At 62.1% G+C, this 20,839-nt stretch carries 18 protein-coding genes and 1 pseudogene; 9 read left to right on the forward strand and 10 right to left on the reverse strand.

The genetic code is table 11. From position 1 onward, the window contains the following. Positions 1 to 52: 52 nt before the first annotated feature. The 5 genes from H4W29_RS26055 to H4W29_RS26075 all read left to right on the forward strand — a co-directional run bounded on the left by H4W29_RS26055 (position 53) and on the right by H4W29_RS26075 (position 6,262). A complete protein-coding gene (locus H4W29_RS26055; RefSeq protein WP_192731722.1) occupies positions 53 to 1,012 on the forward strand; it encodes a dihydrodipicolinate synthase family protein in 960 nt (319 codons plus the stop codon). Positions 1,013 to 1,156: 144 nt separating this feature from the next. Further along, a complete protein-coding gene (locus H4W29_RS26060) occupies positions 1,157 to 2,665 on the forward strand; it encodes an ABC transporter substrate-binding protein (protein WP_192731723.1) in 1,509 nt (502 codons plus the stop codon). A gap of 68 nt (positions 2,666 to 2,733) precedes the next feature. Continuing rightward, positions 2,734 to 3,657 carry an ABC transporter permease gene (locus tag H4W29_RS26065; protein WP_192731724.1) on the forward strand — a complete coding sequence of 308 codons (924 nt, stop codon included), beginning with the start codon at positions 2,734 to 2,736 and terminating at the stop codon, positions 3,655 to 3,657. Next, a complete protein-coding gene (locus H4W29_RS26070) occupies positions 3,654 to 4,601 on the forward strand; it encodes an ABC transporter permease (protein WP_192731725.1) in 948 nt (315 codons plus the stop codon). The genes H4W29_RS26065 and H4W29_RS26070 overlap by 4 nt, the downstream gene beginning before the upstream one ends. Before the next feature lie 11 nt (positions 4,602 to 4,612). Further along, positions 4,613 to 6,262 (forward strand): ABC transporter ATP-binding protein, encoded by a 1,650-nt coding sequence (locus H4W29_RS26075; RefSeq protein WP_376776609.1) that lies wholly within the window; start codon positions 4,613 to 4,615, stop codon positions 6,260 to 6,262. Positions 6,263 to 6,462: 200 nt separating this feature from the next. On the opposite strand, the gene H4W29_RS26080 is transcribed toward H4W29_RS26075, so the two are convergent. After that, on the reverse strand, positions 6,463 to 6,834 hold the full coding sequence (locus tag H4W29_RS26080) for an ATP-binding cassette domain-containing protein (protein WP_246517468.1): 372 nt from the start codon (positions 6,832 to 6,834) through the stop codon (positions 6,463 to 6,465). A gap of 509 nt (positions 6,835 to 7,343) precedes the next feature. Then, on the reverse strand, positions 7,344 to 8,192 hold the full coding sequence (locus H4W29_RS26085) for an alpha/beta fold hydrolase (RefSeq protein WP_246517469.1): 849 nt from the start codon (positions 8,190 to 8,192) through the stop codon (positions 7,344 to 7,346). Positions 8,193 to 8,272: 80 nt separating this feature from the next. On the opposite strand from H4W29_RS26085, the gene H4W29_RS26090 reads away from it, so the two are divergent. The 3 genes from H4W29_RS26090 to H4W29_RS26100 all read left to right on the forward strand — a co-directional run bounded on the left by H4W29_RS26090 (position 8,273) and on the right by H4W29_RS26100 (position 11,907). Continuing rightward, the gene (locus tag H4W29_RS26090) at positions 8,273 to 8,917 is read left to right on the forward strand and encodes a GntR family transcriptional regulator (protein WP_312872388.1); all 645 of its coding nucleotides are present in this window, start codon (positions 8,273 to 8,275) and stop codon (positions 8,915 to 8,917) included. Between the two features lie 15 nt (positions 8,918 to 8,932). After that, positions 8,933 to 10,456 (forward strand): aldehyde dehydrogenase, encoded by a 1,524-nt coding sequence (locus H4W29_RS26095; RefSeq protein ID WP_192731728.1) that lies wholly within the window; start codon positions 8,933 to 8,935, stop codon positions 10,454 to 10,456. A gap of 68 nt (positions 10,457 to 10,524) precedes the next feature. Next, complete coding sequence (locus tag H4W29_RS26100; protein WP_192731729.1) at positions 10,525 to 11,907, forward strand: MFS transporter; 1,383 nt, start codon at positions 10,525 to 10,527, stop codon at positions 11,905 to 11,907. Between the two features lie 47 nt (positions 11,908 to 11,954). Here the strand turns inward: H4W29_RS26100 and H4W29_RS26105 are convergent. From H4W29_RS26105 to H4W29_RS26140, 8 genes and pseudogenes are all read right to left on the reverse strand, one after another. Beyond that, positions 11,955 to 12,335, reverse strand: a pseudogene (locus H4W29_RS26105) (type 2 periplasmic-binding domain-containing protein); the annotation flags it as partial. A 14-nt stretch (positions 12,336 to 12,349) separates the two neighbouring features. Beyond that, the gene (locus tag H4W29_RS26110) at positions 12,350 to 13,090 is read right to left on the reverse strand and encodes a glycerophosphodiester phosphodiesterase family protein (RefSeq protein ID WP_192731730.1); all 741 of its coding nucleotides are present in this window, start codon (positions 13,088 to 13,090) and stop codon (positions 12,350 to 12,352) included. A gap of 31 nt (positions 13,091 to 13,121) precedes the next feature. Then, positions 13,122 to 14,000: an ABC transporter permease gene (locus H4W29_RS26115; RefSeq protein ID WP_192731731.1), complete on the reverse strand. Its 879-nt coding sequence runs from the start codon at positions 13,998 to 14,000 to the stop codon at positions 13,122 to 13,124. Between the two features lie 11 nt (positions 14,001 to 14,011). After that, a complete protein-coding gene (locus tag H4W29_RS26120; RefSeq protein WP_192731732.1) occupies positions 14,012 to 14,941 on the reverse strand; it encodes an ABC transporter permease in 930 nt (309 codons plus the stop codon). A 9-nt stretch (positions 14,942 to 14,950) separates the two neighbouring features. Then, positions 14,951 to 15,934, reverse strand: a complete 984-nt coding sequence (locus tag H4W29_RS26125) for an ABC transporter ATP-binding protein (protein ID WP_192731733.1) — start codon at positions 15,932 to 15,934, stop codon at positions 14,951 to 14,953. Next, on the reverse strand, positions 15,931 to 16,947 hold the full coding sequence (locus tag H4W29_RS26130; protein WP_192731734.1) for an ABC transporter ATP-binding protein: 1,017 nt from the start codon (positions 16,945 to 16,947) through the stop codon (positions 15,931 to 15,933). Before H4W29_RS26130 ends, H4W29_RS26125 begins: the two co-directional genes overlap by 4 nt. A gap of 82 nt (positions 16,948 to 17,029) precedes the next feature. Next, entirely contained in the window at positions 17,030 to 18,664 is a 1,635-nt protein-coding gene (locus tag H4W29_RS26135; RefSeq protein ID WP_192731735.1) for an ABC transporter substrate-binding protein, read from the reverse strand. 166 nt (positions 18,665 to 18,830) lie between these two features. Then, complete coding sequence (locus tag H4W29_RS26140) at positions 18,831 to 19,565, reverse strand: HAD family hydrolase (RefSeq protein WP_192731736.1); 735 nt, start codon at positions 19,563 to 19,565, stop codon at positions 18,831 to 18,833. 82 nt (positions 19,566 to 19,647) lie between these two features. On the opposite strand from H4W29_RS26140, the gene H4W29_RS26145 reads away from it, so the two are divergent. After that, positions 19,648 to 20,586, forward strand: a complete 939-nt coding sequence (locus H4W29_RS26145) for a sugar-binding transcriptional regulator (protein WP_192731737.1) — start codon at positions 19,648 to 19,650, stop codon at positions 20,584 to 20,586. Positions 20,587 to 20,839: the final 253 nt, after the last annotated feature.

The raw sequence follows: 20,839 nt of genomic DNA on the forward strand, positions 1-20,839 counted from the left end.
TTACAACTTTTCCCGGATTCAGTAAGGATAGTTGACTTCAGGAGGGTCAACTATGCAACAAGCACTTGCTCCGACCGACTACGCATCATCCGTGGTCGCCGTGCCTCCCATCGCGCTCAATGCCGATTATTCGGTGAATACCGGCGCCAACGAGGCCATCATCAAGCATATCGAAGCGGGCGGCGTGAACATCCTGCTCTATGGCGGCAATGCCAATCTCTATCATTTCGGCCTCGACGACTACCGAGCCGCCATGGAAGCGATCAAGGCATCCGCCGCACCGACGACGCATCTCATCACCTCGGTCGGCAACGACTTCGGCAAGGCGATGGCGCAGGTGCCGATCGTCCGCGATCTCGGCTTCAGGAATGTCATGGTCCTGCCGACCAACTTCCCGGCCGATCCGGCAGGCGTCGCCCATGGCGTACGCAAACTCGCCGCCGCCTTCGGAAGCGGCCTCATCCTCTATCTCAAGCGCGAGAACTATGTCGAGCCGGACGAGTTGGCTAAACTGATTGCGGAAAAGGCGGTAAGGTTCGTCAAATACGCCGTCGAAAAACCGGACGCTGCCGACGACCCCTATCTCGACGCCGTGCTTTCGGCGATCGGGGCGGAGCATGTGGCAAGCGGCATGGGCGAAACGCCGATCCACGATCATCTCGCCAAGCGCAAGCTGACAACCTACACGTCGGGCGCCGTCTGCATCGCGCCTGCTGCCGCTTCCGAGCTTCTTGCGCTCTACAAGGCCGACCGTGCTGCGGAGGCTTTCGAACTCAGCATGCCGTTTCTGCATTTCGAAAAGGTACGGCTGACGCTCGGTGGTCTTCAGGTTCTGCACGACGGCTTACGGCTGTCAGGCGTTGCCGACACAGGCCCGCTGATGCCGATGGTTTCGAACCTGCCTGCCGACAGGCTGGCTCCGGTCCGGGAGGCTGTCGAGGCCCTGAAAACAGCGGAGGAACAGGCAATTTCGCGGACACTGGAAAACCGGAAACGCGGCGTTAGCGTTTAGTTGACAGTTCTGCGTATCTACACTAATACATTAGTGCCCTAGTGTGTTTTAGGCAGCGTGGAGGCGCTGCCGCCGGCCTCGTGCAACCTGCGCGGGGAAAGGCAATATTCACATCGAAGTCTTTATCTTGGAGGAGAAATGACAATGGCGATGAAATTCTCAAGGGGCGTTTCGGCTGGGCTGATGACGATCCTGCTCTCCGGCGCAGCCCATGCTGCCGAAGGGGAAATCAAGATCGTACTGCCCGAGCAGCCCGCCAACCTTGAACCCTGTCGCTCGATCCGCTCCGATATCGGGCGGGTGATCAATTCCAACATCACGGAAACCCTGACTAATATCGAACCGGAAAAGGGCACGGTCGCGCCGTGGCTCGCCGAAAGCTGGGAACAGGTCAACGACCTCACCTGGCGCATTCATCTGAAATCCGGCGTCAAGTTTCAGGATGGCGCAGAGTTCAATGCCGAGGCCGTCGCCAAGTCAATCGACCGCCTGATGAACCCCAAGCTCACCTGCGACAGCCGCTCCAAATTCGGCGACGTCAAGCTGACCCCGAAGGCGATCGATGCGACGACGCTCGAAATCACGTCCGACAGCCCCATCCCCATTATGCCGACGCTGCTCGGCACGGTGCAGATCGTCTCGCCCAACATGCCCTTCGACACCGAGACCAACGCGCCAGTCGGCACCGGTCCCTATACGCTCGAAAGCGCAGGCAACGAACAGATTGTTCTCGCCCGCAGCGACAGCTACTGGGGCGCAAAGCCCGAAGTGACGAAGGCGACCTTCGTCTGGCGCAATGAATCCGCCATCCGCGCGGCCATGGTGGAATCCGGCGAGGCCGACATGACGCCGTCGCTCGCCGTGCAGGACGCCACCAACCCCGACGCCGACTTCGCCTATCTGAACTCCGAAACAACGCGCATGCGCATCGATGCGGAGATTCCGCCGCTCAACGACGTGCGCGTACGCAAGGCGCTGAACCTTGCCATCGACTGGGACGGCATGGGCGAAGCACTGTTCGGCAAGGACGTGCTGCGAGCATCGCAGATGGTGGTTCCCGGCGTGCTCGGCCATAACCCGGACATCAAGCCCTGGCCCTATGATCCCGAGCAGGCAAAGAAGCTGATCGAGGAAGCCAAGGCGGACGGCGTTCCGGTCGATACCGAGATCGTCATCATCGGTCGCAACGGCTTCTTCCCGAATTCAGCTGAGTCGCTGGAAGCGATGATGGCGATGTGGCAGGAAATCGGCCTCAAGGTTTCGCTGCGCCAGCTCGAAGCCGCAGACTGGGTGCGTTATCTCGACAAACCCTTTCCGCAGGGCCGCGGCCCGACGCTCTTCCAGCAGCAGCATGACAACAACACCGGCGACGCCGGCTTCACCGCCCCGGTCATGTTCCTGAGCGAAGGCCAATATTCGACGATTGCCGATCCCGCACTCGATGTCGTCCTGAAAAAGGCGATGACGGCGACCGGCACGGAGCGCGAAAAGCTCTTCCAGGAAGCCTTCCTCAAGGTTCATGACGAGATCGTCGCCGATATCCCGATGTATCACATGATCGGCTATGTACGCGTCGGCAACCGCCTGGACTGGAAACCGGACCTGAAGACGAACAGCGAAATCGCGCTGTCCCAGATCAAGTTCAAGGACTAACCTTGGTTTAATGCACGGCGGCGCGACCGCCGTGCCCTTTTTCCCTTTTCGCTGTGTAAGGAATGGCTGTGCTTGGCTTTATCCTGAGACGTTCGGCCCAGAGCCTGATCGCCGTGATCGGCCTGCTCGTGCTCGTCTTTTTCCTGTCGCGCCTCACCGGCGATCCGGCCTATCTCTATCTGCCGCTGGATTCCTCCGAAGCGCAGCGCCAGGCCTTCTCCGAAGCCCACGGTTTCAACGACCCGCTTTACGTTCAGTTCGGCCGCTATCTGTTCGGTGTCGCCAATCTCGATTTCGGCACGGCGCTCAGCCGCAACCGGCCGGCGATGGAAGTTGCGCTCGAAGCCTTTCCGCAGACCCTGAAGCTTGCGGTAATCGCCATGACACTAGCGCTGACGCTGGCGATCGTCGTCGGCTCACTGGCGGCGGCAAAGCCCGACAGCCTGTTCGACCGCCTTGCCAGCACCGCCTCTCTTGCTGGCGCCAGCGCCCCGGATTTCTGGGTGGCGATCGTTGCCATCCTCATCTTCTCCGTCGGCCTCGGCCTGCTGCCGACCTCGGGCACGGGTACGCCGCTGCATTGGATCATGCCTATTTTCGTCCTGACGCTCCGACCCTTCGGTCTTCTGGTTCAGGTGGTGCGCGGTACGATGATCAGTGCGCTCGCCTCGCCCTATGTGAAGACGGCGCGCGCCAAGGGCGTGCAGCGCTCGCAGATCATCTTCCGCCATGCGCTCCGGAACTCCTTGCTGCCGGTCATCACCGTTGCCGGCGACCTCGCCGCAAGCCTCGTCAATGGCGCCGTCGTCGTCGAATCCATCTTCGGTTGGCCGGGCATCGGCAAGCTTATGATCGATGCGATCATCCGGCGCGATTTCGCCCTGATCCAGGCGACAGTGCTGATCACAGCCGTCGCGATCTTCGTTCTCAACATCCTGATCGACCTTCTTTACGCAGGGCTCGACCCGCGCATCAGGTTTCAAGCGAAATGAGTATGCCAGCGATGACCGTCTCCGCAGACACCAAGCCAAAGACGGCCGGACGTTTTCACGTCCTGCGTCTGGTTGCCCGCAACAAGCTGGCGCTGGCCGCCGTGATCTTCCTCGGCCTCGTCGTGCTCTGTGCCATCTTAGGCCCTTGGCTGGTCGGCGACCTGATCGACAAGCCGAACTTCCGCGCCCGCAACATGGCACCGTTCAGCTTCGCCCAGGGCTGGGCCTATGTCCTCGGCGCCGATACGCTTGGCCGCAGTCTCCTCGCCCGCCTGATCGTCGGCGCGCAGAACACGCTCGGCATTGCCCTCTTCGCCGTGTTCTTCTCGATGCTGATCGGAGGCTTCCTCGGCCTGATCGCCGGCTACTCGCGCGGCCTGCTCAGCAACATCATCCTGCGTGTCGCCGATATCGTCATGAGCTTCCCTTCGCTGCTCCTGGCGCTGATCGTGCTCTTCAGCCTCGGTCCCTCGGTCACCAACCTCATTATCGTGCTCGCCGTGACCCGTATTCCGATCTACCTGCGCACCACGCGCGCCGAGGTGCTAGAAGTGCGTGAGCGCATGTTCGTCAGTGCTGCCATGGCGCTCGGCGCCGGTCACATGCGGATCGTCTTTCGCCATATCGCCCCGATCGTGCTGCCGACGCTCGTCACCATCGGTGCCATCGATTTTGCGACCGTGGTTCTTGCCGAATCCTCGCTGAGCTTCCTCGGCCTCGGCATCCAGACACCGGAGTTCACCTGGGGCGCTATGGTTGCAACCGGCCGCGGCTATCTCGCTAACGCCTGGTGGATCGCCTTCTGGCCCGGCCTTGCCATCCTTGTCACGACGCTCTCGCTCAACATTCTCTCCAACTGGTGGCGCACCTATGCCGATCCGCAGCAGCGCTGGCGCATCGAGCTTGCCCGCTCGAAAAAGGGAATTCCGGAGAAACGCACATGACGGCCCCTCATCTGCAATCTGCACATCTGCTTGAAGTGAAGGATCTCACTGTCGACTTCCTGTCGCTGGGCGGCGCTTTCCGGGCCACCAACGGCGTCAGCTTCCATGTTGACGCCGGCGAAACGCTAGTCATCCTCGGCGAGTCCGGATCCGGCAAATCCGTGAGCGCCAGCGCCATCATGGGCCTTATCGACACACCGCCCGGCGAGATCTGTTCCGGCACGATCACCTATCGCGGCAAGAACCTCGACAAGTGCAGCATCGAGGAACGCCGCGACCTGAATGGCAAGAAGATCGCCATGATCTTTCAGGACCCGCTGTCGCATCTCAATCCCGTTTATCCGATCGGCTGGCAGCTTGCGGAAGTCTTTTCCGCCCATGGATTGGCGACCGGCGCGGAAGCCCGCGCAAAGGCGATCGACATCCTCGGCCGCGTCGGCATTCCCGAGCCGGAAAAACGCATCGACCAGCATCCGCATCAGTTTTCCGGCGGCCAGCGTCAGCGCATCATGATCGGGATGGCAATTGCGCTGCGCCCGGAAATCCTGATCGCCGACGAGCCGACGACGGCGCTAGACGTCAGCGTTCAGGCGCAGATCCTCGATCTCCTGAAAAAGCTGCAGGCCGAGGATGGTCTAGCGATCATCATGATCACCCACGATCTCGAAGTTGCGGCCTCGATGGCCGACCGCGTCATCGTCATGAATTCCGGCCGGATCGTCGAAGAGGGTGAAGCCCGCGCGGTCTTCGAAAATCCGCAGCACAGTTATACCCGCACCCTGATCAACGCCCTGCCGCACGACACCCCCGGGGGCGGAGGCCGCCGCTCGACCATCGAGACCGGCAAGCCGATCCTCGAGGTGAAGAACCTCAACAAGTTCTACGGCCTTTCCTCCGGCTTCTTCGGGAAACATACGCAGCTGCATGCCGTAAAGGAGCTGAGCTTCACTGTTGCGAAGGGCGAGACGGTCGGCATTGTCGGCGAAAGCGGCTCGGGAAAATCCACCGTGGCGCGCGTTCTCCTGCGGCTGAACGAGGTATCGAGCGGTGAAGCGCTGTTCCAGGGTCGCGACATCTTTCAGATGGGCGCAAAGGAACTACTGACTTTCCGGCGCAAGGTACAGATGGTGTTCCAGGACCCATACAGCTCCATGAACCCGCGCATGACCATCTTCGATATCGTCTCGGAACCATGGCGCATCCACAAGGATATCCTCGACAAGCCGCGCTGGCGCGACCGCGTCGTCGAGCTGCTCGGCCTCGTGGGGCTGAAGCCGGAACATGCAGATCGTTATCCGCACCAGTTTTCCGGCGGCCAGCGCCAGCGCATCGCCATTGCACGGGCGCTCGCCTGTGAACCCGAACTGATCGTCTGCGACGAAGCCGTGTCGGCCCTCGACGTCTCCGTGCAGGTGCAGGTCATCGACCTGCTGGCACAGCTGCGCGACCGGCTCGGCCTCGCCTATATCTTCATCACCCATGACCTGCCGATCGTGCGCCACTTCGCCGACCACATCATCGTGATGAAGAGCGGCGCGATCGTCGAACATGCCCGCACCGATGACATCTTCCGCAATCCGCAGCATCCCTATACGCGCCAGCTGATGAATGCGACGCCAAGACCGAAATGGGAAACCGAACCGGCAGCCGTGCCGGCATGAGGCCCTGTTCCATGCCCGCGATCATCGCGGGGCGCGCTGTTCATGGCCGGCAATTCGCTTGTCGCCGCCATGGACGGCGTGATCGTTGACCGATTGCCGGTGAGCTCCATCCTCTCGGGATCGTCTTGTTTCGCAATCTCTTCAGCCTTCTTGCGCTCGATGCGATCTTTCTGTCACTTTCCATTTAATTTGGTTCTTCCTCAATTTCTGTGATTTAGCGGCAGCATTCTCGCCCTCATCAGTTCTGAGCCGGCGCGACCGTAGCGCGGCCTTCGACTGTCGGGTAGCAATTGCCCCAGCACGCGATGCCCCTCCGGAACGAGCGCAAGGCCCGCGTGGCGGATGCGATCGGGCGCAAATCCTTCGAGCGCGATGTCTCCCAGACGCACCGCCCCGCCGCGCGGCAGAACGCCCGCCATGGCCATGACCGTGCTCGACTTGCCCGCCCCGTTGGCGCCGAGCAGGGTCGTCACCTTGCCGGCCGCGACTGAGAAGGAGATATCGTGGATGACGCGTTTGCCGCCGCGTTCGACGACGAGGTTTTCGACGCTGACCTCGGAACTCTCGCTCATCTCAGAACTCCCCCCGATAGGTGCGCCGCAAATGAACCCATGTCCGCGGCTCCGGAAGCCGCCATGGTCGCGGCACTGGAAAGCTCGGCGACACGGAATCCTTTGCGGTCACGGAACTCATCCGGCACACCCCGGCGCTCGCGACACGGAATCAGGCAAAATATCTCTATCTGTAAGAGGCGATAGTCGATGCGCTGGTAGCGCGCGAGCCACATGTGACGCGGCGAGACATCAAGCTATTGGCGATGATGGCTGTGGGGACATTGAGGATTGGAACCGACGAATGGTTTGCGAGGGCCAATGGTCCGTCGGGACATATGGAAGAGTTCACCCGCCGTGTATTTCGATCACTTTGGGAGGTTATCGCGGGTCTCGCCTAAAATGGGGTGCGGGTTGCTGTCGTTGGTGTGGACGACGTTGGATCGCGAGCGGCGCCCAAGTATGGGCGGCAATCGTACGGCGCGGTGGACAACCCCACCCTTTGGCGAACGAGGGCTTCTCGACGGCCTTCAACCGGCCGGCACTGCCTGGGGCAAAATGCATGGAAGGGCGGTCGCCGAAAGAAATTGGTCAAGCAGGGAAACAACCTCCTCTGGCGCCTGCAACGGCGGCACATGCGCGCAGCCCTTGAGAACGGACAGTGTGGCATCCGGAAGCCGTTGGACCAGTTCGCGGGCCATCGGTAGCGGTGTTGCCCGATCTTCGTCTCCGACAATAACCAGTGTCGGGCGGTGCACCGCCGAAGCCTCGGCCGAGAGATCAAGCGAAGCGAGTGTGTCGCAGGCCTCGCAAAAAACACTCGGATTCATACGGAGAAACGCCTGGCGACGATCCTGCATTAGATCGGGATGGCTCTCCTGAAATTCGACGGCAAACAATCTGTTCATCGCAGTTTCGGCAATTGCAGCAAGCCCGCCCGCGGACGCGGCCGCCGCCATTTTGCGAAAGGCTTCCCTGCCTTCGTCCGAAAACCTGGCCCCACAGCCCATCAGAACAAGACGGGATATCAGCGCTGGGTGCCTGATCGCGGTTTGAAGTGCCACGAATGCACCAAAACCATTCCCCAGCAGCACGGCTTCGCCATCTGGGGCAAATGCTTCGATCAGGCTTGCGATACGGTCGGCGGTTTCATCAAAACCTCCCGAGCTTGCCGGCGACCCGCCAAAGCCAGGAAGATCGGGGACGATCACCCGATACCGCGCGGCCAGCGCCGGCATTATCCGATCGAAACTCCCGCTGTCAGAAAGCAACGAATGAAGCAGGATCAGCGGCTGTCCGCGACCCGCCATGTAAAGGTTCATCTTCTTGTCCATCACGGATCCATCAATATGCATAGATTGATATTTCATAAATCCCATTTTTGTGTATTGCAAATCCTTATTTTTCAGGCGTATGAATCAATCGGTGAAATATCACATGATTGCAATCATGGTTTTGATTGGATACGAAATTGCTGCTTAGAGAAAATATCTACGACGCGCTTCGCACCGAAATCCTGACCTGCCGCTTGATGCCGGGTGAGGAGATTCGCGAACAAGATCTCGCTGCTCGTTATGAGGTCAGCCGACAACCAATCCGCGAAGCGTTGCTGCGGTTGCAGCAGGATCGCCTGGTGACCGTGCAGCCGCGCCAAGGGTATCAGGTCAATCCGATTTCGATGAAAGACGTCCGGGATCTCTTCCAGTTCCGTCTTGCGCTGGAGCCCGCATGTGTCGCGGCTGCGATCGAGAGCGCGGACGATCAGACGCTGTCGGCCCTCGATCGTTTTCGATCTATCGGGCCCGAAGAGGATTTTATCGATTACAACAGAGCCTTTCACGATGCGCTCGCCGCGGCCTCCGGCAATAGCCGGATGGAGGGCGCCATCAGGGATGTTCTTGACCAGGCCGACCGCCTCGTCCGCCTTTCCGTCAGCGCCATCAAGGGACGAGACCCGCAAAAACTCGTCAGTGAACACGGCGATATCATCGACGCCGTGCAGCGCCGCGATGCCCGAGCCGCGCGTAAACTCATCAGTGCCCATGTGATTGATGGCCAGAAGCGTGTCCTATCCGCCCTTGGGCGGAGCGCTGTCAGGCCTTGATTTGGAGGAAAGCTCATGAACCAGACTACCCGTGACCCTGCCGTGGAAACCCACGGCAACTTTATCGACGGCAAGGAAATCGAAGCTGGCAACGGCACGTTCATCGATGTCCTCAACCCGGCGACCGGAATGGTGATCGCCCGCATCCCGAACTCGACACCCAGCGATATCGATCGTGCGATGAAGAGTGCACGCGCGGCTTTCGAAGGCCGAGAATGGGGTGGAATGGATATTCGCGCACGAGCCCGCCTCGTCAACAGACTGGCGGACGCTTTTGAGGCTAACCTTGAGACTCTGTACCGCCTGGAGACGCTCAACAACGGCAGGCCGCTCAATGAGACGCGGGCGCAGCTCTCCCGGCTTCCGGATTTCTTCCGCTACTTTGCTGGCCTCGCAATTGCCCGCCGCGACGATGTCATTCCGGTCGAAGGGCCCTATCTCAACTACACGCTGCGTACGCCGATCGGCGTCGTCGCCAACTGCACGCCGTTCAACCACCCGCTGATGATCATGTGCAAGTCGCTTGCCGCGGTCCTCGCATCTGGTTGCACAACCGTCGTGAAGCCATCGGAATATACCCCGCTGACGACCTTGAAGCTTGCAGAGATATTCGTCGAAGCCGGATTGCCGAAGGGTGTCTTCAATGTCGTTCTCGGTTATGGCGCGGAAGCCGGCCGTTTCCTGGCGGAACACCCTGACATCAACAAGCTCGTGCTGACCGGCGGCACGGAAGCCGGCCGGATTGCCGGGAGCGCCGCCGCGAAAGTGTTCGCGCATCAGACGCTGGAGCTCGGCGGCAAGACACCCGTCATGGTCTTTGACGACTTCGACGTCGATCAGGCGGTGAACTATGCCGCCTTTGGCGCCTTCATCGGGGCAGGCCAGACATGCGTGTGCGGCAGCCGGCATCTCGTCCAGGAATCGATCTACGATGCCTTCGTCGAAAAACTTGCTGCCAAGGCGCGCTCCATCCGGATCGGAAACCCGTTCGATCCTGAGACCCAGCTTGGCCCCGTTATTTCGGCCAGACAACGCGAGCGCGTCCTGACTTATTCCCAACTCGGCCGTGAAGCCGGAGCCCGTGCGGTCGCAGGCGGTGATATCGCAAACGTACCGGGATTTGAGGGCGGCTATTTCGTTCAACCGACCGTGTTTGCCGACGTCAAGGCGGATATGCGCGTCTTTCAGGAAGAGGTATTCGGGCCATTCACCAGCGTTACGCCCTTCAAGGATGAAGCGGAGGCGCTGCGCCTCGCCAATGATTCGCCCTTCGGTCTCGGAGCTGCAATCCGCACCCGCGATGTTGCCCGCGCGCACCGCGTCGCCGCCGGCGTCAAGGCCGGAATTGTCTGGGTCAACGATCACCACCGCCTGGATCCGGCCTCTCCCTGGGGAGGTGTCGGTGAAAGCGGCATCGGCCGTGAGTTCGGACTGGAAAGCTTCAACGATCATTTCAACGTCAAGAGCGTCATGGTGGCAACCGCAGACAAGCCCTTCGACTGGTACAGCGCCACCGCAACGCAAACCCGTCTCAACTGACGGATAGCGCGAGGCGGCAGCGGAGGAATTCTCCGCCTCGCGACCACAATTGATCTCAGGAGGAGATAATGTCGACCATCGTCAATGCAGGTGGGCGCCTTGATCGGCTGCCCGCCGGTAGGTTCCACTATCGCATCATGTGGCTCATAGGGATCGGTATGTTCCTTGATGGCTTCGACATCTACCTTGCCGCGACCGTTCTTGGAGCGACGCTTGCAAGCGGATTTTCGACTCTCGGCCAGAATGCCTTTTTCGTTTCCGCCACTTTCGTCGGGATGATGCTTGGCGCGTTCGCGACCGGTTTCCTCGGAGACCGCTATGGACGACGCTTCACCTATCAGATCAACCTGCTTCTCTTCGGCTTGGCTTCGATCGCCGCGGCTTTCGCTCCGAATATGGAGGTGCTGATCTTCCTCCGCTTCCTGATCGGCGTCGGATTGGGCGCGGAAAATGTCGTCGGCTATTCGACAATGACGGAATTCGTGCCGTCGCGCACGCGCGGACGCTGGCTCGGCCTGATGGCGGTCTTCGTCGTAACAGGACTGCCCGTCGCCTCGCTTCTGGGCTATCTGATCATTCCGCTCTTCGGCTGGCGAACGATGTTCGTCATCGGGGGCGTTGCTGCGCTAGCTGTCTGGTACATGCGCAAAAAGCTGCCGGAATCCCCGCGATGGCTGGAATCGGTCGGCAGGACGGTCGAAGCGGAGGAACTCGTTTCCAAGATCGAGGCCGAGGTTTCAGGGGGCCGGCCGCTGCCGCCTCCGAGCCCGGCGGCGATCCTGCCGCGCGTAGAGATGTCAGCGCTCTTCCGTCCGCCGATGCTGTCGCGCATGATCGTCGGATGCGTTACGCTGGTGGTGGTGAACACACTGCTTTACGGCTTCGTGACCTGGCTTCCCACTTTCTTCGTCAGCCAGGGCCTCAGCACGGCGAAATCCTTCGGCTTTGCTCTTCTCATGGGCCTGGGCGCTCCCGTTGGCTCAGCCATTGGCGCTCTCACCTCGGACGCATGGGGCCGCAAACCGACGATTATCGGCGCATCCCTGCTCGCGATCGTCTTCGGCATCATCTATCCGCAAGTATCCGATCCCGTCTGGTTGTCGGTCGTAGGTTTTGCGTTGACCGTGCCGATCTATATTCTGGTCGCGCTGCTCTTCGGCATCTATATCCCCGAGCTGTTTCCGACCGAAGTGCGCCTGCGCGCTTCCGGAATATGCCAGACCCTGGGGCGAGGCGCGACTATCGTAACGCCATTCATCGTCGTCTCGCTTTTCCAGTCGCATGGAATATCCGGCGTGCTCGTCATGATGATCGGTCTACTGGCACTTCAGATTATCGTCGTGGCAGTTCTGGGGATCGAACCGAAGGCAAGGCGCCTGGAGGAACTGGCGCAATCGGAAGCCGACGACATCGCCGATACCATGCCCGTCGGGAAACAGACGTCGAGTTGATCTCATTCCATTAACAGACAGAGCACATCTGTCTGTCTAAGATTAAGGTTCAAGGCGACACCAAGCCCGATCCTGAAATCGACGCCCCTCACCTTTCTTAGCTCGAACCCACGGTTCGGCAGATCCTGCGTCCATTCCGGCACGAAGCCGATGCCAAGATCGGCAGAGGTGTAGGTGACATTGTCGGTCAGATCATGCTCCTCAAACTTCTCCGCAAAATAGCGCTCGCTGTAGGAGAGGTTCTTACGGGAAAAGGAAATGATCTCCCCATCCCTGAGATCCGCAATGTCGATCTCGCTCTTCAAGGCTAAAGGGTTCTCCTTGGCCACCGCCAGCAGGTGGCGTTTATGGGCAATCGAGAAGAAGCGAAGCGAACAGATATTCTCCACCGGCCGGATGAAGCCGAGACTGATGCGGCCGTACTCGATATCAAGGTAAAAGCTCAGGCGGCGATGCCTGCGCGCAGCTTCAGGGCGAGATCCGGACTGTCCGAGGTCAGGCTGCCGATGCCGCGTTCCAGCCAGTGGCGGATGCCGGGCTCGTCGTTGAGAGTCCAGACGCAGAGGCGCTCCAGCGGCAGCCGGCCGCGGATCAGGTCCCATTCGGCTTCCATCAGCTCGTGGTGGACGGCAACGATCTCCACCAGCCCGTCTACGTGGTCGATGAAGGCGGCGAGCCCGCCCTGCTTTTCGGCCCAGGCGGCATTGACGGAGACGAGGCGCGAAACATCAGGCGCATGAAGACGGCAATCCTCCAGAACCGAGGTATCGAAGGAGGTCAGATAGGAGCGTTCTCCGACACCGAAGCGGGAAAGCTCTGCTGCGACGCGCGCGGCAATGTCAGGATAGGACGTGCCGGCCTCGTCGATCTTGATCTCGACATGTAGGTCGATGCCCCTCGGGGCGAGAACTTCGAGCACTTCGCCAAGCGTCGGAATGACCTCGTCCGTGCCTTTCAGTAGGATCCCCTTGCGGGCCTCGACCGACAGGTCCTGCACGGGGCCGGAGCCTTCGGCAGTGCGCTCCAGTGTCGCGTCGTGGATGACGACGAGTTCGCCCGAGCGCGTCAGGTGCACGTCGAATTCGATGGCATCGACGCCGAGCATGATCGCATTGCGGAAGCCGGTGAGCGAGTTTTCGGGCCAGAGGTTGCGGGCGCCGCGATGGCCGGTGATCAGCGTCATGGAATATCCTTCGACAAATTGCTTCACGGTATTAACGGATCGTCGGGTCGAGCTTGTCGCGCAGCCAGTCGCCGACAAGCGAGATCGAAAGCGTCGTCAGCATGATGACGGTGGCGGGCGCCAGCATGATCCAGGGGGCGCGCGTCAGATATTCGCGTCCGAAGCCCACCATGTTGCCAAGGCTGGTTTCCGGCGGCTGCACGCCGAGGCCGAGGAAGGAGAGACTGCTTTCCATCAGGATGATTTCGGGGAACGTGAGGGTCATGGAAACGATCAGCGTCGAGGCGACGTTCGGCAGGATATGATGCAGGTAGACGCGCGAAGGCGTAGCACCCAGCTGCACCACCGCAGCCGCATAGCCCTGGGCGCCCGCGGCAATCGCAAGGCCGCGCGCGATGCGCGCATAGCGCTCCCAGCCGTAGAAACCCATGAGGCAGACGAGCAGCAGCATGGAGGAACCGAAGAAGGCCAGCACCGCCAGCGACATGATGAGGAAGGGCAATGCCGCCTGAAAATCGGCGAGCATCAGGACCAGATGCTCCACGAAACCGCGGAACTGCGCCGCGAGAAACCCGAGCAGCGTGCCGAAGACGGCCGAGAGGATCGTCGCGCCGAAGGCGATGACGAGCGAGACCCGGATCGACTGGATGAGGCGCGAAAGCACGTCGCGACCGAGCTCGTCCGTGCCGAGCAGATGCTTGAGCCCGCCCGGCGCCGAAAGCCGGCTGCTGAGATCCATCGCCGTGATGTTGAACGGACGGATCGTGTCGGCGAAAACGGCGATCAGGACCATGGCCGCAAGCCACAGCAGGCCGAACGCCACCGATAGCGGCAGGTTGCGGCGCAGGAAGGAGACGAGGCCGTTGGGCTTTCCGGAAGCCGGCGTTGCCAAGAGATCGACAGGTGCCATCGGTTTTCTCCTCAGTGCCCGGCCGCATGCGAGCGAAGGCGTGGATCGAGCCAGCCGTAGAGCAGGTCGACGACGAGGTTCGATACGACCATGGCGGCGGCGATGATCAGCAGGATGCATTGCACGACAGCGAGGTCGCGATTGGTGACAGAGACCACCAGCAGGCGACCGATGCCCGGCCAGGAAAAGATCGATTCCACCACGACGGCGCCGGCGATCAGCGAGCCGACCATGAAGCCGACGATCGTGACGATCGGCACCGCCGCATTGGGCAATGCGTGGTTCCAGACCACGTCGTGCCAGGCAAGCCCCTTGGCCGAGGCCGTGCGGATATAGGGCTGGCCGATCACCTCGATCATGGCGCTGCGCGAAAAGCGGGCAAGGATGCCGATGCCGCCGATACTCAGCGTCAGCGTCGGCAGGATGCCGTGCATCCAGGTATCCTGCCCGCCCGAGGGCAGCCAGCCGAGGATGACCGAGAAGACCAGCACGAGCAGCAGCCCCATGACGAAGGAGGGAATCGTGAAGCCGAGGACGGCGAGCAGGATGACGCCGCGGTCGGAGAAGCTTTGCCGGTGGAGCGCCGCATAGACGCCTGACGGAATGCCGAAGACGAGCTTGAGGATGAGGGCTGGCAGCGTCAGCTGCAGCGTAGCCGGCACCCGTTCCAGCACCAGCTTGAGTGCGGACGCCTTGTCGCGCATCGAGACGCCGAAATCGCCGGTGAAGATCGACTTGATATAGGCGAGATATTGAATCCAGAGCGGCTGGTCGAGGCCCCATGCCTTGCGGAAGGCATCGACCGCCTCCTGCGGCACGTCAGGCCCGAGCATCACCATCGCAGGATCGCCCGACATGCGCAGGACGACGAAGGCGAAGGTGACGACCGCCATGATGGTCAGGACGGCACGAAACAGGCGCACGAGTACGAAACGGATCATGGAAGCCTCCTATGCCGCGACCGGCGTGGTTTCGCCCGCCACGACATGGCAGGCGGCAGTGCGGCCCTCGCCGATGTCGAGGAGATCAGGCACGACGGAACGGCAGATGTCCCGCGCCAGCGGACAGCGCGGGTGGAAGGCGCAGCCGGAGGGGCGGCTCTCCGGGTTCGGTGGCTCGCCCTGCAGGATGACGCGGCCTTCGAGCAGCTTGCCGGGAACCGGCACGCTGGACACCAGCGCTTTCGTATAGGGATGCTGCGGTGCGCGAAAGATGGCGTCCGAGGACGCCTCCTCGACGATGCGGCCGAGATACATGACCGCGACGCGGTCGGCGATGTTGCGCACCACCTTCAGGTCGTGGCTGATGAAGACCATGGCAATGCCGTTACTCTCCTGCAGGTCGCGCATCATGTTGACGACCTGCGCCTGGATGGAGACATCGAGCGCCGAAACCGGCTCGTCGCAGACGATGAGCTTCGGCCGCGACGCGAGCGCCCGGGCGATCACCACACGCTGGCGCTGGCCGCCCGAAAGCTCGTGAGGATAACGATCGGCCTGGTCGGGGCGCAGGCCGACGGCCCGCATCAGCTCCGTCACGCGCGCGCCCTGGTGCTCTCTCGGGATGAGCCTGTGAATATCGAGCGGTTCACCGATCTGGCGTCCAATCGGCACGCGGCGGTCGAGCGCTGCGAGCGGATCCTGGAAGACGAGCTGCATCTTGGCGCGCAATGCCCGCCATTCCGCGGTATGGCGGGCCGGCATCGGCTGTCCCTGGAAGCGGATGCTGCCTTCCTGCGCGTCGTCGATGCCGAGCAGCATGCGCCCGAGCGTCGATTTGCCGGAGCCGGATTCGCCGACGATGCCCAGCGTTTCGCCCGGCATGACCGAGAGCGAAACGCCGTCGACCGCACGCACGGGCGTCGGGCGGCCGAAAAGGCCGCGGCGGATCTGATAGATGCGGACGAGATCACGGGCTTTGATGAGCGGCGTCATTGCAGCAGGCCTTCGGCGATACGGGACGTCAGGGCCTCGGCGGCGGCAGCGACCGGCACCGGCCGCGTGCAGGCGAGCTTGCGGCCGCCATCGAGGGAAAGGAGCGGCGGGCGCTCGTTGCGGCAGGCCTCCACCGCGCGCGAACAGCGCGGCGAAAACGAACAGCCCGCCGGCAGATCCTTCGGATTGGGAACAGTGCCGGGAATGGGGATCAGCCGTTCGCGGCCGCCGTCAAGGCGCGGAATGGCGTCGAACAGGCCGCGCGTATAGGGATGGCGCGGCTCGGAGAAGAGCTGTTCCACACTGCCCTCCTCAACGATGCGCCCGGCATACATGACGCAGACGCGCTCGCAGACCTGGCTGACGGCGCCGAGGTCGTGGCTGATGAAGACGGTCGCCATGCCGGTTTCGGCGCGAAGGCGGATCAAGAGATCGAGGATCTGTGCCTGGATCGTCGCATCGAGCGCGGTGGTCGGCTCATCGGCGATCAGAAGGTCGGGTTGGCCGGCAAGCGCCATGGCGATCATCAGGCGCTGGCACTGGCCGCCGGAAAATTCATGCGGATAGAGATCGAAGCGACGGCGCGCATCGGGAATTCCGACCATGTCGATCAGCCTGAGCGCCTCGGCCTTTGCCGCCTCGCCGCGCAGCCCCCGATGCACCGACAGCGCCTCAGATATCTGGCGGCCGATGCGCAGCACCGGATTGAGCGAGCTGGACGGATCCTGGAAGATCATGGCGATGCGGCTGCCGCGCACGCTTTCGAGCACCGTACGCGATCCGCCGACGAGCTCGCTGCCCTCCAGCCGAACCGAGCCGGTTACACTTGCCTTGCCCGGCAGCAGGCCGAGCGCCGCAAGCCAGGTGACAGACTTGCCGCAGCCGGATTCGCCGACGAGGCCGAGCGCCTCGCCCCTGGCGACGTCGAGATCGATGCCGTGCAGAACCTGCACGCCGTCGAAGGCGACCCTCAGGTCACGCAGTTCCACGAGATTGGAGCCGGTCGTGCCCATCTTTCATCCCCGCTCTTTGCTTGCACCAAAAAGAGGATCTCCGGCAGCCCTTCAGCCGCCGGAAACCGGAGTGACGGGCCGATCAGATCGACCAGTTGGTGGCGCGGAAGTCCATGGCGAAGGCCGGAGCGGCCTTCCACTTCAGCGACGACTTCATGCCGGTGAAGACGGCATTCTGGTGCAGGACCTGATAGACCGGGTCTTCGCGCTCGGCGATTTCCAGCATGCGGGCGATCGCCTTCTTGCGCTGCGCCCGGTCGGTGGAGGTTTCCATGACGACGGCGAGCTTGTTCATCTCCGCGTTCGTCCAGTCCTTCTTCTGCTGCACTTCGCCGTTCGGGCCGAACTGCACGACCATCGGCGTGATCGGGTCGTTGATCGAGTTGCCAGCCGACCAGTCGCGCACGCCCTTGATGCCCTGGGGATCGTGGATCTGCGCCCAGTTCTCCTTCATCTCGATCTCGACATTGAGGCCGACCTGTTTCCACATCTCGACCATGATCTGGCCGTTGGCCGTCTGGTTCGTGTAGTAGTTGTTGAGCAGGCGGTAGGGGATCGCATCGCCCTTGTAATTGGCCTGCTTCAAGAGGTCCCTGGCGAGCGCCGGATCGAATGCCGGGGGCGCCCAGCCATCGATGAACATGTCGCTGTTGCGGAAGGATTCGAACTGCAGGCCGGCCGGGGTGACCGTCTTGCCGACCCACAGCGCATCGACGATCGCCTGGCGGTCGATGGCGTGCGTCATGGCGCGGCGCACCAGCGGGTTGGCAAGGATCGGGTTCTGCGTGTTGAAGACCGAGACGCGGTGGTTCCAGATCGTCGAGTTCTGGACTTCATAGCCGGGAGCGGCCTGGACGGCAGCGATCTGATCCGGCGGCAGGTCGCAGGCGAAGTCGTATTCGCCAGACAAGAGACCGTTGACGCGCGAGGCGACTTCCGGAACTTCCACGAAGCGGATCTGCTCGAGCGGCGGGCGGCCGCCCCAGTATTCGTCGAAGGCGACGAGCGTGAGCGAAACGTCGGGCTTGTATTCGCCGACCATGTAGGGGCCGGTCGTGATCGGCTTGCGCGACCATTCGGTGAAGCTTGCAGCCTCGTCCCAGGCGCGGCGGTTGGTGATCTGGCTGCCGCCGGAATAGAGGCGGCCTTCCAGCGTCACGTCGGGCGTCGTGTTGTGCAGGCGCACGGTGTACTTGTCGACGATTTCGATACCGGCGAGCGCCGGCCACAGGCGGCGGCCAACGCCCGGCACGGTCGCCGGCAGTTCCTTGGCGGTGGCAGGCTTGTGATCGGATTCGAAAATGGTCTTGCCGCCGGCCGGTTCCGTATTGCCGAACACGCGCTCCTTGGAGAAGGAGAAGGCGACATCTTCGGCGGTCATTTCATCGCCGTTGTGGAACTTGACGCCCTGGCGCAGCTTCAGCTCGAGCGTCTTGTCGTCGATACGCTTCCATTCGGTCGCAAGACCCGGAACCGGACCCTGATTGCCCATCCAGTCACGCAGGATCAGGCCTTCCCAGAGGTTGGGGAAGAAGATGCGCTCGCCGACATTCGACTGCTCGTGATAGACGTCGAGCGAATTGTTGTTGGTGATCTTCTGCACCGCGATGGTGATGGAAGGACGCTTTGCCTGGCTGAAAGCCATGCGCGGCAGAATGAGCGTACCGGCGGTGGCGCCGAGCAGACCGAGCGCGCTGCGTCGATTGATCGATATCATCGGAAACTCCTTATGTCTTGACCGGCGGGCCCCCGGCTCGCGGTCTTGGTTCTTAGGATCAGCTCCATGTCGCGTGATTGACGGCTTCATGAAGTTTCGGTTACAGCCGCCCGTCGCGGACGCCGCGAAGAGCCATTCCAGCGCGCGAAGCATCGGCCGCGCGAGATTAGCCAGCGGTCTCCACCGCCGGATTCCTTGCAGGCACGGCGGCATGAGCCGCCTCTTCGTTTGCGGATGATGAAAACAGCGCTTCGAAAGCGATCGCCAGCTCCCTCGCCCCCTCGACCGTTTGCAGTGCGCCTGCCGCCTTCAGCGCCTCGTGCCGCCCGCTGCGCGGATCGGCCGGATCGACGAAGCCGATCGCCGCCATGCCGGCCGCCATGGCACCCGCAATCCCGAGCGCGCTGTCGTCGATGACAAGGCAGCGGTGCGGCGCCACACCGAGATTTTTCGCACAGAGTAGAAAGAGGTCAGGCGCAGGCTTGGGCCTCGCCACCATCTCGGCGCTGTAGATATGCGGGGCAAATTCCGTCCACAGATCCAGAAGACCGAGGCTGAGGCGCAGCCTCTCCAGGTCGCTGTTGGACGCGACGCATTTGCGCTGCTTCACCTTCCGCACCAGCTCTTCCATGCCGGCCATCGGCCGCAGCGAACGGGAAAATTCCGCGTAGAGCGCGCTTCTGGCATCGGCGAAGACACGGTCCGGATCGGCAAGGCCGAGTTCCTCGCGACAAAGGCGGGCGGCCGCCTCCCCCGAAAGACCGGTGAAGCGACGATGGACCTCAGCCTGGCTCAAGGGAACGCCGGCGCGCTGCAGGGCATGCGCCAGCGTGCCGCTCGCCACCGGCTCGCTGTCGATCAATACGCCGTCGCAATCGAAGATCAGAAGTTCTATCGTCATGCAGACGGCATTACGTTACATATGTTACACCAATGTGAAATATGTAACGCCAAGACATTTGGCGCATATTTGGGATGGGTTGATGGAATCGCATGAACTGAAAATCCGGGCGGCCTGGCTCTACCACGTGGAGGGATTGACCCAGGCGCAGATAGCAGAGCGCATGAACCTCACCCGCCGCAGAGTGAACGAATTTCTGGCCGCTGCCCTTGAGGAAGGCATCGTCAGGGTGAGCTTCGCCTCGCCGCTTGCCGCCGGCATGGAGCTCGAATCGCGCCTGCAGGAACGTTTCGGCCTGGAGGCGGCAATCGTCGTTCCGACCCCTGCTGATCCGCACCTTCTGCACCAGGTGCTCGGCCGCGGCGCGGCCGCCTATCTGGACCGGCTGATCCAGGCCCGCAGGCCCCGCTCCATCGGCGTGGGCTGGGGCGCGACGCTGCGCGAGACCGTTAGCCACATGACGCCGGCAAGTGAGCCCGAGATCGAGCTGCGCTCGATGATGGGCGGGCTGACGCGCGGCTCGGAGATCAACACGTTCGAGATCGTGCACGGCTTCGCGCAGGTCCTGAAAGCGCAATGCCATTACTTCGCAGCGCCGATCTATGCCGAGAGCCCGCAATCGCGCGAGGCGATCATTTCGCAATCGGTCTTCGAGCGCATCTTCCGCCAGACCTGCGAAGTGGATATCTCGTTCCTGAGCGTCGGCAACGTCACCCGGCAATCCCTGCAGGTGCGCTACGGCCTGCCGGCCGGAACCGATGTCAGCGACCTCATCGCCGTCGGCGCCGTCGGCGACCTGCTCGGCCGCTACATCAACGCCGACGGCCGCCCCGTCGACCACCCGCTGAACGCACAGGTGCTGGCACCCGACTTCGCCGACTACCGCAGGATCCCCTGCCGCATCGTCGCCTCCGGCGGCTCCCACAAACATGCCATCCTCAGCGCCACCATGCACGCCGGACTGGCGACCGCGCTGGTGACGGACGAAGAGAGCGCGAGGGTGTTGCTGACGGGCGGATGATGCGAGGTGCGTCCGCAGGGGGATAAAAGCCGGCTTGGGGGACAATTACAGGACATCCGCACGCCTCGAAGCGGCTGAGCTTGCCGGGCAAAGTGGCGTGACCGACCTTTCGGCTTGCAAACAATGAAGCGTATCGGAGCTTTTAGCATAGCGGTCGCGCGGACATGCGCGAGAAAGCGAGAATTCGCGTCACAGGAGGGCGTGAGGAAGGGCAGCCGCATGAGCGTCAGCGTGAGCGGTCCAAAAGAGACGC

This window comes from Rhizobium viscosum, assembly GCF_014873945.1.
GTDB classification, from domain to species: Bacteria; Pseudomonadota; Alphaproteobacteria; order Rhizobiales; family Rhizobiaceae; genus Rhizobium; species Rhizobium viscosum.